The sequence below is a fragment of the Burkholderia sp. RF7-non_BP4 genome (assembly GCF_001521935.1).
Lineage (GTDB): Bacteria > Pseudomonadota > Gammaproteobacteria > Burkholderiales > Burkholderiaceae > Burkholderia > Burkholderia diffusa.
On record NZ_LOTA01000007.1, the window covers coordinates 142862 to 158683 of the forward strand.

Below are 15822 nucleotides of genomic sequence, written 5' to 3' on the forward strand. Positions count from 1 at the left end.
TTGTCGGTGAATCCGGCCCGTCAGACGTGACGGCCGGAGAAGAACGTTTCGCGCAGCGTGCGCATCCACAGCGGCTGCCCGTCGGCGAGCGCCAGGCGGCGCTGCCGCGCGAAGCCGTGCCGCGCGAGGGTGTCGACGACCCGCGCGCGGCCGGCCGGGACCGCGCAGCCGACCGCTTCGGTGCGCGAATCGTCGAGAAACAGGTAATGCACGACCGACGGCAGCCAGCCTGCCACGCAATGCGGGCCGCGCCAGCGCGATGCGCCGACCAGCATCCGCAGCCCGCGGTCGTAATCGCGCGCACCGACGTGCGGCGCGAGCGGGTCTTCCTTCAGCCAGAACGCCTCGACGTACGCGAACGGTTCGCCGTCGAAGCAGCAGACGAGCGGGCTCACGTGCGGATCGGCATCGGGCGCCGTGCCGTCCACGCCGGGTTGCGTGCCCGGCCAGCCGTCGCGCACGCGCGGCTCGTCGAACCAGTGCGCCAGGCGCGCGGCGTCCTCGCCCGGCTGCCAGCCGCGCAGCGTGAAACGCACGCCGAGCGAAGGCAGGTCGCGCGCATACACGTCGCCGCGCGGCGCGGGCGGCCGGCGCGGATGCCGCCGGCCGTCGGTCAGCATCGGCAGCGTCGCGCATGGCAGCGGCGTGCCGACGCGCCACAGATCGGCCTGCTGCGCCCAGCCTTCGCGCATGCACAGGCCGCCGTCGGCAAGCACGCCGCTCGCGCGCAGCGCGTCGAGCGCGACCGCCGGCCACGCGGCCGGGTCGAGCCGGATCGCCGCGCGGCGCGCGTCGTCGGAAAACGCGGCGGCGAGCGCGGCCAGCAGCGCGCGACGCTGGTCGCCCGGCGCCGCGCGATGGTTGTATGCGACGAGGCGCAGCGTGCCGTCGTCCGCGAGCTGCGCGCGCAGCAACTGCGCGCCGATGCCGTCGCCGTGCGCGACGCGGATCTCCGCGTCGTCGCGCGCGGCGAACAGGCCGTCCGCGAACGCGAGGCGGCACGTGTCCGGCATCGTGAATCCGTCCGGACGCACTTCAGCCAGCATCGCGCACCTCCTGCTCCGTTTCGGCCGACGCATCGAGATGCGCGCCGAGCGCCGCGAGCGTCGGCGACGCGAATACGTCGGCCACCGTCAGCGCGTGCCCGGCGCGGCCGGCCGCGTCGACGAAGCGCACGACGTCGAACGACGTCGCGCCGGCTTCGAACAGATCGGCATCGGGCCCGGGCGCGGCCGTCGCGAACGTGTCCGACCACAGCGCGGCGAGCGCGGCTGCGGCGTCCGGCGCGCGCGATGCCGCCGTGACGCGCGTCGCCGCGCTGCCGGCCGGTGCGACTGCGATCGCCGCCGACACGGCGAACGGCGCGTCGGGCGCGCCGAGCGCCGCTTCCGGCGCCCCGGCGAAACGCGCGACTTCGTCGTGATAGAGGTCGACGAGCGCATCGACGAAAGCGCCGTCGAGCAGTTCGTCCGCATACGAGAACGCGGCGCTCACGCGGCCGTCCGGATGCTCGACGACGTCCAGCTCGAGCGTGAACACGACGCGATGACGCACGTCGTCGAACCCGGCGAGCGACAGGCCGGCCCAGTCGCGCGCGGCGGCGCCGGTCGGACGCAGGTAGTTGAACATCACCTGGAACAGCGGATTGGCGTTTGCGGCACGCGGCGCGCGCAGCGCGGCGACGACGTCGGCGAACGGCACGTCGGCATGCGCATACGCGGCGAGCGCCGTATCGCGCACTTGCGCGAGCACGTCCGAACGGCACGCTGACGTGTCGAGCCGCGTGCGCACGACCACGGAATTGATGAAGAGACCGAGCGCATCGCGCGCGGCATCGCCCGTCAGCTCGCGCGTCGACGCCAGCACGCCGACCGGCTGATCGGCCGCACCGGTCACGCGGAACAGCGCGGTGTTGAGCGCCGCGTGCAGCAGCATCGGCAGCGTCGCGTGCGCGGCGGACGCGGCGGCGCGCGCGGCACGGATCAGCGATGCGTCGAATTCGAACGCGACGCGCGCCGCACGCCATTGCGGGACGGCCGGCGCGTTTGCGCGCTGCGGCAGTATGGGCGGCGGCAGATCGGCCAGCGCGTCGCGCCAGTACGCGACGCGGGCCGGGTGGCACGGCGCGGGCAGCGCGAGCGACGTGTCGTGAGGCGGTGTCGATACCGATTCCGCTTCGCCGCGCACGAACGCGACATAGCCTGCGCGCACCGCGTCGAGCCACAGCTCGATCGATTCGCCATCCGACACGATGTGATGGATCGTCACCGACAGCACGTGATCGTCCGCGCCGAGCCGCAGCACGCGTGCGCGCCACAGCGGTGCATCGGCCGCGAGATCGAACGGTGCGAGCGCGTCGGCATCGGTCAGCGCCGTCGCGCGGGCGAGCGCGTCGGATTGCGCCGACAGATCGATGACCGGCATTTCGACGGAAACGTCTGCATCGATCCGCTGGCCCGGCAACATGCCGTCGCGCGCGACGAGCCGCGTGCGCAGCGCCGGGTGCGCGGCCGCCGCGGCCGAGAACGCCGCACGCAGCGCGTCGACGTCGAGCGGACCGCGCACGCGCAGCGCGACCGGAATGGTGTACGCGGCGCTGTCCGGCTGCGCGCGCCACAGGAACCACAGACCGAGCTGCGCGGGCGACAGCGGCCATACGCCATGCGCGTCGGGTTTGACCACCGCGACGCCCGGCGCGGCGGCACCGGCGTGCGCGGCGCGCGGCGCATCGCCCACCTGACGCGCGTATTGCGCGAGCACCGGCGCTTCGAACAGCGCGCGCACCGGCACGTCGCGGCCGAGCCGCTCGGCGACGCGCGTCGCGACGCGCACCGCCGCCAGCGAATGGCCGCCGAGTTCGAAGAAGTGATCGCCGCGACCGACGCGCTCGACGTTCAGCACGTCGCGCCAGATCGCCGCGAGCGCGGTTTCGTCGCCCTCGTGCGGCGCTTCGTATGCGCGTTCGACGCGCACCGGCGCCGGCAACCGTGCACGGTCGACCTTGCTGTTCGCGTTGCGCGGCAGCGCGTCGAGCACGATCAGTTGCGCGGGCACCATGTAGTCGGGCAGCGTGCGGCGCAGATGCGCGTCGAGCGTCGCGGCCTCGACCGGTTGCGCGGCCGCCTGCGCGTCGGCGGTCAGTTCGACGTAGGCGACGAGCTGCGCCTGCGCGCCCTGCCCGTGCACGACCGCGCACGCTTCGCGCACCGCATCATGCGCGGCCAGCTGCGCCTCGATCTCGCCGAGCTCGATGCGCAGCCCGCGCAGCTTCACTTGATGATCGACGCGGCCGATGAAGTCGAACACGCCGTCCGCGCGACGCCGCACGAGGTCGCCCGTGCGGTACAGGCGCGCGCCCGGCGCGCCGTACGGATCGGGCACGAAGCGCTCGGCCGTCAGCGCGGGACGATCGAGGTAGCCGCGCGCGACGCCGATCCCCTCGCCGCCCAGGTACAGCTCGCCGATCACGCCGACCGGCAGCGGATGCAGCCGCGCGTCGAGCACGTGCGCGGTGCGCGCGCCGACCAGCGTGCCGATCGGCAGATACGCGGCGTCGCCCAGCGTCGCGAGATCGTCGCCGGGGCGGAACATCCACAGCGTCGGCGTGATCACGGTTTCGGTCGGGCCGTAGCCGTTGACCACGCGCACGTTCGGCATCGCGCGGCGCAGCATCGCGAACGCTTCGCGCGACGTGGCTTCGCCGCCGACGGTCAGCGAGCGCAGCGTCGGCGGCGCGCCGTGCGCGACCGCCCATTCGGCGAGCTGCGCGGCGCAGCCGGGCGGCACGTAGGTCATCGTCACGCCGTCGCGAATCATCATCGCGCAGGTCTGCGCGGGCGGCCACAGCACGTCGGCCGTCACCGACACGGCGGCGCCCGACAGGTATTGCGAAAACCAGCCTTCGTGCGCGCCGTCGAAGTTGACCGACTGGAACAGCAGGAACACGTCGTTCTCGCCCGCGCCGTAGCGCTCGGCGATCGCCACGCAATGCCGCGCGAACGCCGCGTGATCGACGATCACGCCCTTCGGCTTGCCGGTCGAGCCCGACGTGTAGATCGCGTAGGCCGCATGGCCGGGCAGCACGTCCGGCAGCGCGACGTCCGCGGCTTCGTCGAGTGCGTCGACTTCGTCCGCGCGCCAGACGCGCAGCGCCGGCAGTTCGGGCAGCGATGCGGCGCTCGCGCCGTCGGTCAGCACGTGCCCGATGCCCGCATCGCCGACGATCTGCGCGAGGCGTTCGCGCGGATGGGCCGGATCGAGCGGCACGAACGCGGCGCCCGACTTCAGCACCGCGATCAGCGCGACCAGCAGGTCGACCGAGCGCTGCAGCGCGACGCCGACGCGCATTTCAGGCCGCACGCCGGCCGCGACGAGGTTGCGCGCGATGCGTGCCGCGCGCGCGTCGACCTCGCCGCGCGTCAGCGCGCGATCGACGTCGGCGACACCGCGTGCGTCGGGCCGTGCCCGCGCATGCGCGGCGATGCGCGCGTGCACGGGGACGAACGGTTCGGCTTCGGCCGCACCCGCCGGCGCGTTCCACGCAAACAGTTGCGCGCGTTCGTCGGCCGGCAGCCAGTCGAGATCGCCGACCGGCACGTCGGGGCGCGCGAGCGCATCGGCGAGCAGCGTGACGAAGCGCGCGGCCAGCCGCGCGATCGCGTCGCCGTCGAACAGGTCGAGCGCGTGGATGAACGCGGCGTCGAACGTGCCGTCGGGCGTCGCCTCGACGGAAAGCGTCAGGTCGAATTTCGCGGACGGCGTGCCGGACGGCAGCAACGTTGCCGATGCCGCGCCCAGCGCCGGCAGCGCGCGGCGCTCGCCATATGCGGCCATCACCTGGAACAGCGGATGGTGGCTCGCGCTGCGCGGCACGCCGAGCGCGTCGACGACCTGCTCGAACGGCACGTCCTGGTGCATCTGCGCATCGACGAGCGCGCGCTGCGTGCGTGCGACCAGCGACGAGAAATCGCCGTGCGCGGGCACGTCGACATCGATCGCGAGCGTGTTGACGAAGAAGCCGATCAGGCCGGCCGTTTCCGCGCGTTCGCGGTTTGCGGCCGGCACGCCGACGCAGATCCGCGCATCGCCGGTCGCACGCGCGAGCAGCGCGTCGAGCGCCGCGAGCAACACCGCGAACGGCGTCGCGCCCGACGCGGCCGCGAACGCGCGCAGCCGCGCACCGATGCGCGCGTCGAGCGAAAACACGTGACGTGCACCGCGCGCGCTGCGGCGCGCGGGCCGCGCGGCCGCGCCGGGCAGCGTCAGCACGCCGCGCTGCGGGTCGAGCCGCTCGCGCCAGAACGCCAGCTGCCGGTCGCGCTCGCCCGCATCGAGCCAGCGGCGCTGCCACAGCGCATAGTCCGCGTACTGGATTGGCAGCGGCCCGAGCGGCACCGGCTCTCCCGACGTATACGCGCGATAGAACGCCGCGAGTTCGAACAGCATCACGTCCGACGACCAGCCATCCGACACGATGTGATGAACGGTCAGCGCAAGCCAGTGATGCGTTGCGTCGAAGCGGATCAGGTGTGCGCGCACGAGCGGTGCCGCGCCGAGATCGAACGCGCCGGCTTCATCGGCCATTGCGACGCTTTCGGCGCGCGCGACGCGCTGCGCGTCGGGCAACGCTTCGAGATCGGTCTCGCGCCACGGGCAGCGCAGCGGCGGATGGATCGTCTGCGCGACGCCGTCCTCCGTTTCGTCGAAGGTCGTGCGCAGCGCTTCATGGCGTGCGATCAGTGCATCGCACGCAAGCCGCAGCGCATGCGCGTCGAGCGGGCCCGTCAGCGCGAGCCGTTCGGTGATGTGATAGGCGTCCGGCGCGTCGATCAAGCGCGCGTGCAGCCACAGCCGCGTCTGCGCGAACGATGCCGGCACGCGCTCGGAGCGCGGCGTGCGCGGCGGGATCGGCAGCATGCGGAAATCGATGCCGGCCGCGCCGAGCTTGTCGATGAACACCGCGCGTTGCGCGTCGGGCAATTGCGCGAAGCGCGTCGCGAGCGCGAGCCAGTCGGGTTGAACCTTCGTCATCCGTCGTCCTTATTGGGTTTCCAGTTCGCCGAGCAGCGCATCGATCGCGCTCGCCGCGTCGGTCTCGCCGCGTGCCGCGCAGGCCGCGTCGATCGCGTCCGCGCAGCGTGCGAGCGTGCGGGTGTCGAACAGCGTGCGCAGCGGCAGCGCGAGGCCCCAGTGCAGGTTCGCCTGCGCATGCGCTTGCGTCGCGAGCAGCGAGTGGCCGCCGAGCTGGAAGAAATCGTCGTCGCGGCCGATCGCGTCCACGTGCAGCACGCGCTGCCAGATCGCCGCGAGCGCGCGCTGCGTGTCGGTCGCGAGTTCGACGGCCGCGGCCGCTTCGCGCACCGGCGCGGGCAGTGCATGGCGGTCGCACTTGCCGTTCGGCGTGACCGGCAGCGCGTCGAGTTCGATCAGCTGCGACGGCACCATGTAGGCCGGCAACTGTGCGCGCAGCGAATCCAGCAAGGCGGCACGGTCGAGCGGCCCCGCGTCGCCACGTGCGACGTAGCCGATCAGCTGCGCGTCGCGCACGATCACGACCGCGTCGTGCACGCCGGGCGCCGCGCGCAGCAGCGCCTCGATCTCGCCCGGCTCGATCCGCTGGCCGCGCAGCTTCACCTGCGTGTCGACGCGGCCGAGGTAATCGAGCGCGCCATCGGCGCGACGCCGTGCGAGGTCGCCGGTGCGATACATGCGGGCGCCCGGCACGAACGGATCGGGCACGAAACGCTCGGCCGTCAGCCCCGGGCGGCCGAGATAGCCGCGCGCGAGGCCCGCGCCCGCCAGATACAGTTCGCCGGTCGCGCCGGCCGGCACGGGCTGCCAGGCCGCATCGAGCACGTGCAGCTGCAGGTTCGCGATCGGATGGCCGATCGGCACCGCGACGGCGCCGGCGTCGTCGGGGCCGCAGGTCCAGTGCGACACGTCGATGGCGGCTTCCGTCGGCCCGTACAGGTTCACGAGCGTCGCGTTCGGCACGAGGCGCGCGACCTTCGCGACGAGTTCGGGCGCGAGCGCCTCGCCGCTCGCGACGATCAGGCGCACGCTGTCGCATTGCGCGGCGGCCGAAAAATCGTCGAGATACGCGGCGAACGCGGCCAGCATCGACGGCACGAAGTGCAGCACCGTCACGCCGTGCGCATGGATCGCCGCCGCGAGGCGGGCCGGATCGCGGTGGTCGCCGGGGGCGGTGATCGCGAGCTTCGCGCCGGTCGCGAGCGGCCACACGAATTCCCACACCGACACGTCGAAGCCGAACGGCGTCTTGTGCAGCACGACGTCGTCGCGCGTCAGCCGGTACGCGTGCTGCATCCACGCGATGCGGTTCGCGAGCGCGCCGTGCGAGTTGCCGGCGCCCTTCGGCTTGCCGGTCGAGCCGGACGTATAGATCAGGTAGGCGAGCTGTGCGTCGTCGATGTCGGTAGCACAGTCGGCGGCGGCGGCGTCCACTTCGCCTGCCTCGTCCGCGAGCAGGTCGGCCACCGTCAGCAGTTGCGTCGTCGCGTCGTCGCCGAGCGCGGCCTCGACCTGCTCGCGCAGATGCGCCTGCGTGATCGCGACCGCGGGCCGCGCGTCGCGCAGCAGGTACGCGATGCGCTCGGCCGGATAGTCGGGATCGACCGGCAGGTACGCGGCGCCGGCCTTCAGCACGCCGACGAGCGCCGTCACCATGTCGAACGAACGCTCGACGCACAGCGCAACCGGCGTGTCGGGCCGCACGCCGCGCCGGCGCAAGGCGGCGGCGACGCGCGTCGTGTTCAGGTCGAGCTCGCGATAGGTCGCGCGCTGCACGCCACCGTGGGCATCCGCGTATTCGAGCGCGATCGCGTCGGGCGTCGCCCGCGCGGCGGCCGCGAATTGCAGATGCAGCGGTTGGCGTTGCGCGTCCGGCCACGTCCGCGCGGTGTCCTGCGCGCGCGCCAGTGCGTCGCGCGTCGCGTCGTCGGCGATCGACAGCGTGCCGAGCAGCGCGTCCGGCGTGCGGGCCAGCGCATCGAGCGCGCACGCGAACGCGCGGTGCCAGCGTTCGACCTGGTGCGTATCCACGCGCGCGGTGTCGTAGCCGTAGTCGATCGTCAGTTCGGCGCCGCTCTCGATCACGAGCGTCAGCGCGAAGTCGGTCGACTCGATGCTGCGCACGCCGCTCAGTGCGAGCGCGCGCGGATCGGCGTCGTGCGCCGTGTCGTCGACGGGATAGTTCTCGAACACGACCAGCGTGTCGAACAGTGCGCCGCCGGCGCCGCGTGCCCAGCGCTGGATGTCGGCGAGCGGCGTGTGCGCATGCTCGGCCGCAGCCGCGTTTTCGCGCTGCAGCGCCTGCAGCCAGTCGGCCGCGCGTTGTTGCGGCGCGGGTGCCGTGATGACGGGCAGCGTGTTGATGAAGAGACCGAGCACCGTGTCGACGTCCGCGAGCGCATCGGGACGGCCCGCGACGGTCGCGCCGAACGCGACGGCCGGCTGATGCGTCATGCGCTGCAGCGCAAGCGCCCAGGCGCCCTGCACCAGCGTGTTGACGGTCAGCTTCAGCGCACGCGCCGTTTGCGCGACACGCGTCGTCGCAGCCGCGTCGATCGTCGCGCGCCACGTGACCATCTGCGCATCCGCGCGGTCGGCCACGCGCTCGGCGATCAGCGTCGGTGCGTCGAGACGCGCGAGGCGCCCGGTCCAGAAGCGCTCGTCGGCCTCGCGGTCGCGCGTGCCGAGCCACGCGATGAAGTCGCGATAGCGCAGCGCCGGGCGGCTCGCGAACGGCGACACCGCGTCGGGGTCGCGATAGTCGCGCAGCACGTCGGCAAGCAGGCGCGCCGTGCTCCACCCGTCGAGCAGCACGTGGTGGCGCGTCCACACGACGCGCCACGCGTCGTCGGTCACGCGGATCAGCGTGAGCCGCATCAGCGGCGGCTCGCGCCAGTCGAAGCCGCGCGCGCGGTCGGCCGCGAGCCACGCGTCGAAGTCGGTGTCCAGCGTGTCGCCGCGCATGCGCCAGTCGAGCTGTTCGACCGACATCCGCGCGTGACGATGCACGCATTGCAGCGGTGCGGCCTCGTCGGGCATCACGCTGGTGCGCAGGATGTCGTGGCGTGCGATGGACGCGGCGAACGCGGCCGCGAGCCGGTCGGCATCGAGCGCCGTCGCGGTCGCGACGAGCTGGTTCACGTAGCTTGCATGACCCGGCGCGAACAGCGCATGGAACAGGATCCCCTGCTGCATCGGCGACAGCGGATACACGTCGTCGATCGTGCGCCAGTCGAGCGGCGCGCGCTCGATCGCGGCCTGCGTGAGGCCGGCGGCCCGTGCGAGCGGAAAATCGCCCGGCGTCGCACCGCCGCCGCGATGCGCGACACGCGCTGCGCATGCGTCGGCGAGTTCGCGCAGCGCGGCGGCAAAGCGATCCGCGAATGCATCGATCGTCGCGCGCGCGAACTGCGGCGCACCGTAGACCCAGTGAACTTTCAGCGTGCGTGCGCCGTCGCGATCGGTATCGAGGTATGCGTGAATCGCGAGCGTGTTGCCGAGCGGCCCTTGCGGGTCGCGCTCGATGCCGGTGCCGCCGAAGCGCGGCACGAGCGTCGCGTCGCGCGGTGCGTCGAACTGGCCGAGATAGTTGAACGTGACGCGCGGACGCGGCACGGCGGCCAGCGCCGCACGCGTCGCCGCGTCGCCGTAATGCGCGAGCACGCCGAAGCCGAGCCCCTTGTGCGGCACCGCGCGCAGCGTGTCCTTGACGGCGCACAGCGTGTCGCGCGCGGTGGCTTCGACGGGCAGCGTGACCGGATAGTGGCTCGTCAGCCAGCCGATCGTGCGGCTCGCGTCCGCGTCGTCGAACAGCGCCTCGCGGCCATGCCCCTCGAGCTCGACGCGGCACGACGCGGCGCCGCTGGCGCCGGCCAGCGCCAACGCGAGCGCCGCGCCCAGCAGTTCGATCGTCTGCGTGCGATACGCGGCGTGCGCGTCGGTCAGCGCGGCACGGGTCAGCGCCACGTCGATCGTCTGCACGACGACGGCCGCGTCGGCGTTCGTCGCCGGTGCGTCGGGATGATCCGGCACGAGATCGTCGCCCTCCGCCATGCCGGCCCAGTAACCCGTTTCGGCGGCGAACGGCGATGCCGGATCCGTCGCGGCACGTGAGAGGCGCGCGGCCCAGGCATCCGCACGCAAGCCCGGCTGGGACAGGCGAATCGGCGTGCGCTCGCATGCGGCGCGATACGCGGCGTCCAGGTCGTCGAGCAGGATGCGCCACGACACGCCGTCGACGATCGCGTGATGAATCGCCAGATACAGCCGCGTCGCGCCGTCCGGCAGCCGCGCCGCACATGCGCATGCGAGCGGCCCGCGGCCGAGATCGAGGCGGCGCTGCAAGGCGTCGAAGCGCGCCAGCGCGTCGGCTTCGTCGCGCGCGGCGACCTCGACGAACGGAAGCGCGTCGTACGGTTTCGCCGCATCGCTCGCGTGCCAGTGACCGTCCGCGCCGCGTGCGAAGCGCTGGCGGAACGCGTCGTGATGCGTCAGCAGCGCGTCGAATGCACGTGCGAACGCATCGGCGTCGAACGGGCCGCGCACGTCGAACGCGACCGACTGGTTCCAGTGGCCCGGATGCGGCACGTCGAGCGCGAAGAAGCGTTGCTGTGCCGGCGTCAGGATCGCCGCTGCGGCAGCCGTTGCGGCCTGAGCCGGCGCCGATGTCGATGCCGACGGCGCGGCGGCGACGTCCCCGGTTTTCGCGATGCGCGCGAGTTCGGCGACCGTCGGGCCGTCGAACAACTGCTTCGGCGTGAAGCGCACGCCGCGCTTGCGGGCGCGTGCGATCACCTGCAGCACCAGAATCGAATCGCCGCCGAGCTCGAAGAAGTTGTCGTCGCGGCCGACGTGTGGCGCCTTCAGCACCGCCTGCCAGACTTCGGCGAGCGCCGTTTCGACCGGGCCCTGCGGCGCGTCGCCGGCGGCAACCGCCACCGGCGCGGCGGCCAGTTCGCGCAGCGCCGCGCGATCGATCTTGCCGTTCGCCGTCACCGGCAGGCGCGCGAGCGCGACGAACTGCGCGGGCACCATGTAGTCGGGCAGCGTCGCGCCGAGTGCGGCGCGCATGGCGGGCTCGTCGAATGCCGCGCCGTCGCGCATCACGACGAACGTCGCGAGCCGCAGGCGGGCGTCGTGCTCGATCGCGAGCGTCTCGGCCTGCGCGATCGGGCCGGCCGCGCGTACCGCCGCGCTCACCTCGCCCGGTTCCACGCGATAGCCGCGAATCTTCACCTGGTCGTCGATGCGGCCGAGGAACGCGAGACGGCCGTCCGCGCGCAGGCGCACGCGGTCGCCGGTGCGATACAGGCGCGCACCGGGCGTGAACGGATCGGGCACGAAGCGCTCGGCGGTCTGCGCCGGTTGGTTCAGGTAGCCGCGCGCCACGCCCGGCCCGCCCAGATACAGCTCGCCCGTCGCACCGGCCGGCACGCACGCGCCGAACGCGTCGAGCACCAGCGCGCGCGCATTCGGCAGCGGCAGGCCCAGCGGCACGCCGCTCGCGGGATCGCGCGCATCGGCGCCGATCGACGCGGTGTCGCACGCGATCGCGCCGACGGTCGCTTCGGTCGGCCCGTAATGGTTGATCACCCGGCAGGCCGGCGCGAGCGCGGCCAGGCGCGCGACGAGCGCCCACGTCAGCGTTTCGCCGCCGGTCACGAGCGCGTGGCGCGGCAGCACGTCGGCCGGCACGCGTGCATCGAGCAGAGCCTGCAGGTGGCTCGGCACGATCTTCAGCACGCCGACGTCGCGGCGGCGCATCTCGTGTGCGAACAGGTCCGGATCGAACGCGCACGCGGCCGGCAGCAGGTGCAGCGTGCGGCCCGCGCACAGCGCGCCGAACAGCGTCGTGTGGCCGAGGTCGGCGGCGACGGTCGACACCATCGCGAACGACGCGTCCGGTGCGAAGGCAAGTTCGTCGAGCATCCCCTGCACGTAGTCGGCCAGTGCGCCGTGCGACACGACGACGCCCTTCGGCGTGCCGGTCGAACCCGACGTATAGATCAGATAGGCGCCCTGCCCGGGATGCGGCGCGACGCGTACGCCGGCCGCATGCGCGAGCGTCGCGTCCTGTGCGAGCGCGTCGACATCGAGCGGCTGCGCGTCGTTGCCGGCCGGCCACGCGGCGACATCCCGCCCCTGCGCGACGAGCGCCCAGCGTGCACCGCAATCGGCGGCCGCGGCCGCGACGCGTGCGGCCGGCTGGGCCGGGTCGAGCAGCACGGCCAGCGCGCCGGCCTTCAGTGCGCCGAGCAGACCGACGACGAAGCGTACCGAACGCTCGATGCAGACGACGACGGGGGCTTCGGCCGTCGCGCCGCGCAGCGTCAGCGCATGCGCGATGCGGTTCGACGCATCGTCGAGTTCGGCGAACGTCAGCGACGCCGACGCATCGGCGAGCGCGACGCGATGCGGATACGCGGCCGCCTGCCGCGCGAAGGCGGCGACGACGTCGGCGTGTTCGACGTTCAGCGCGCGGCCGTCGCGCGGTTGGCGCGACACCGGCGACGCATCGCACGGCAGCGCGGCCGTCGTGCGGTGCGGTTCACGTGCGGCGGACGCGACCAGCGCCGCATAGCTGTCGAGCCACGCGCGCGCGGTGTCGGCATCGATGCAGTCGGTCGCATAGGCGGCGACCAGTTCGATGCCGTGCGCGTCGTCGGTGAAATCCAGCGCGAAGTCGAAGCGCGCGGCGAGATCGGGCCCCGGCGTCGCAACCGCGGTCGCGCCCGGCAGCACGCTGTCGTGCCGCGCATCGAACTGCTGCGCGAATTTCACGCGCAGCCATTCGTCGCCGCGCTTGACGGGCGGCTTCACCGCATCGACGACGCGCTCGAACGGCACGTCCTGGTGCGCGACCGCATCGAGCGCCGCCGTGCGTGCCGCGTCGACCAGCGCGCGGAACGGCAGCGTCGGCGCCACCCGCACGCGCAGCGCGACCGTATTCAGGAACAGCCCGAGCAGCGCGCGCGTTTCCGGGCGCTGGCGATGCGCGACCGGCACCGCGACGACCACGTCAGTCTCGCCAGTTACGCGCGACAGCCATGCGTCGAGCGCCGCCAGCAGCACCGTGAAGACCGTGGCCTGCGCGTCGCGCGCCAGACGCCGGACGTCGGCAGCGACCGCGTCGGGCAGGCGGACCGACACGCGTGCGCCCTGCAGCGTGCGCGTCGCGCCCGGCTGGCGGTCGACCGGCAGTGCGAGCGGGCCCGGCACGTCGCGCAACGCGCCGCGCCAGTAGTCGAGCTGACGCTCGCCTTCGCCGCCGGCGAGCATGTCGCGCTGCCAGTCCGCATAGTCGGCGTACTGGATCGGCAGTGCCGGCAACGACGGTTCGCGGCCTTCCGCATACGCGCGGTACGCGGCCGACAGCTCGTCGAATGCGCAGCGCGAGCTCCAACCGTCGGTGATCGCATGGTGCGCGGTCAGCAGCAGCCGGTGGCGGTCGTCGGCGAGCGCGACGAGCGTCGCGCGCAGCAGCGGCCCGTTCGACAGATCGAACGGCGTGCCGGCGTCGCGCTCGGCGAGGTGCGCGGCTTGCGCGTCGCGCGCGGCCGGCGGCTGGCCGCGCAAGTCGAGCGTCGCGATCGTGACCGGCAAGCGGGCATGGATGCGCTGCATCACGATGCCGTCGTCGTTGTCGACGAGGGTCGTGCGCCATGCGTCGTGCCGCTCGATCACGTGATCGAGCGCGCGCTGCAATGCGGCGCGATCGAGCACGCCGTCGATCGTCCAGTGCGCGGCGATGTGATACGCGGCGCTGGCGTCGCGCGTTTGCGCGAGCACCCAGAAGCGCTGCTGTGCGAGCGATGCGGCGCGGTCGACGTACGGGGCGCCCGATGCGGCGGCATCGGCCGGCGCGCGGCGCGCGGCAATCGCGGCCAGCGGCGCGCCCGTTTCGCGTTCCGCGCGATCGACGTGCGCGGCCAGCTCCGCCAGCGCCGGATCGGCGAACAGCGTGTCGAGCCGCAGGTTCACGCGCAACGCGGCGCGGATCGCGGCCTGAAGTTGCATCGCGGCGAGCGAATCGGCGCCCAGCGCGAAGAAGCGAGCGTCGCGCGACGGCGTCGCGTCGAGGCCGAGCAGCGTTTGCCAGAGGCCGGCGATCTGCTGCTCGGTCGGCGTGCGCGGGGCGTCGCCCGCGGGCCGTTCGGCGTCGCGGGCGGCGGCGATGCGCTCGCGTAGCGCGGCACGGTCGATCTTGCCGTTCAGCGTGTACGGCAGCGTGTCGCAGCGCACGAACCGGTGCGGTTGCCACGCGGCGGGCAACTGCGCGCCCACGTGCGCCTTCAGCGCCGCATCGTCGGCGGTCGCGCGCAGCGCGACGCACGCGATCAGCCGCGTCGGCCCGTTGCCGGTTTCGGCGATCACGGCCGCGTCGGCCACCGCCGGATGCGCGCGCAGGCACGCGGCGATTTCCGCGGGCTCCACACGCACGCCGCGCACCTGGACCTGGTCATCGAGACGGCCGAGATAATCGAACGCGCCATCGGCGCGCAGACGTGCGAGGTCGCCGGTGCGGTACACGCGGGCACCGGGTTCGCCGTGCGCATCGGGAATGAAGCGTTCGGCCGTCAGCGCCGGGCGGCCGTGATAGCCGCGCGCGAGACATGCGCCGCCGAGCAGCAACTCGCCGCCCTCGCCCGGTTCGCCGGACGCGCCGCCATCGATGCGCGCGACGCGCGGGCCGATCGCGCGACCGATCGGCAGCGACGCATATGCATCGTCGTCCGCCAGCACCGGCATTTCGCCCGGCTCGACCGGCCACAGCATCGGGGAAATCACGGCCTCGGTCGGCCCGTAGCCGTTGATCAGGCGAACCGACGGGAACGTGCGGCGCACGAATTCGAATGCCTGCTGCGGCAGCGCCTCGCCGCCGAACGCGAGCACGCGCAACGCCGGCGGCACGCCGTCGCGAGAGGCGACGGCCGCGAATTCGCGCAGATACGCGGGCGGAAACGCGGCGACGCCGATGGATTCACTCATCATCAGCGCATGGGCGGCGTCCGGCGCGAACGGCTGCGGCGGCGCAATCGTCACGCTCGCGCCGACGGCGAGCGGCGCGAGCCAGCATTCGTGCGCGGCATCGAAATTGACCGACGCGAAATGCAGCAGGCGATCGCCACCCTCGATCGGCAGCGCGGCCGCGAGCGCGTCGCAATGCGCGGCGAGCGGCCCGTGCTCGACGACCACAGCCTTCGGCGTGCCGGTTGAGCCCGACGTATAGATCATGTAGGCCGCCGAGCGCGGATGCACCGGCACGTCCTCGTCGTCGACGAAGGCGGCGGCCGCCGCAGCCGCGGACATCGCGTCGAACGCGTGTTCGAACGGCGCGCCGAGCGCCGCGCGGCCGGCCGCGTCGACGATCCCGTGGCGCAGTTGCGCATCGCGGACGATCCAGTCCAGACGCGCGGCCGGATGACGCGGGTCGAGCGGCACGAATACGCCGCCCGCCTTCAGCACGGCAAGCAGCGCGACGAACAGCTCGCACGAGCGTTCGACGCAGACGCCCACCCGCACTTCCGCGCCGACACCGGCCGCGCGCAACTGGCGTGCAAGGTGCGACGCACGCGCATCGAGCGCGCCGCGCGACAGGCGCAGGTCGTTCTGGAAAGGCGCGGCGAGCGCGGGCGCGTCGGGCGCGCGGCGCGCCAGTTCGCGAATTCGGTGATGCAGCGCAGTCGGGAAACTCGTCATGTGCGTGAAGTCCTTCGGTCCGGCCGCTTCGGCCAAGTCTCGGGGCCGCATGGGGCGGCTTCACTGGTGTGACGAACGGCGCGGCCGATTTTT

The 15822-nt window shown here is 73.2% G+C and carries 3 protein-coding genes; all 3 read right to left on the minus strand.

Going from position 1 to position 15822, the window contains the following annotated elements:
- Window positions 1-20: 20 nt before the first annotated feature.
- From WS49_RS03190 to WS49_RS03200, 3 genes are read right to left on the minus strand one after another with little or no spacing between them, the layout of a single operon-like run.
- Window positions 21-1046, minus strand: a complete 1026-nt coding sequence (locus WS49_RS03190; protein ID WP_059524412.1) for a GNAT family N-acetyltransferase — start codon at window positions 1044-1046, stop codon at window positions 21-23.
- The gene (locus tag WS49_RS03195) at window positions 1036-6030 is read right to left on the minus strand and encodes a non-ribosomal peptide synthetase (protein ID WP_059524413.1); all 4995 of its coding nucleotides are present in this window, start codon (window positions 6028-6030) and stop codon (window positions 1036-1038) included. Before WS49_RS03195 ends, WS49_RS03190 begins: the two co-directional genes overlap by 11 nt.
- A gap of 9 nt (window positions 6031-6039) precedes the next feature.
- Window positions 6040-15729, minus strand: coding sequence for a non-ribosomal peptide synthetase (locus tag WS49_RS03200; RefSeq protein WP_059524555.1), 9690 nt, complete (start codon window positions 15727-15729; stop codon window positions 6040-6042).
- Between the last annotated feature and the right edge of the window lie 93 nt (window positions 15730-15822).

Bases quoted from the DNA above. Each gene is read 5' to 3' on its own strand.
- WS49_RS03190 (WP_059524412.1), bottom strand. From the start codon at position 1,046: ATGCTGGCTGAAGTGCGTCCGGACGGATTCACGATGCCGGACACGTGC.
- WS49_RS03195 (WP_059524413.1), bottom strand. From the start codon at position 6,030: ATGACGAAGGTTCAACCCGACTGGCTCGCGCTCGCGACGCGCTTCGCG.
- WS49_RS03200 (WP_059524555.1), bottom strand. From the start codon at position 15,729: ATGACGAGTTTCCCGACTGCGCTGCATCACCGAATTCGCGAACTGGCG.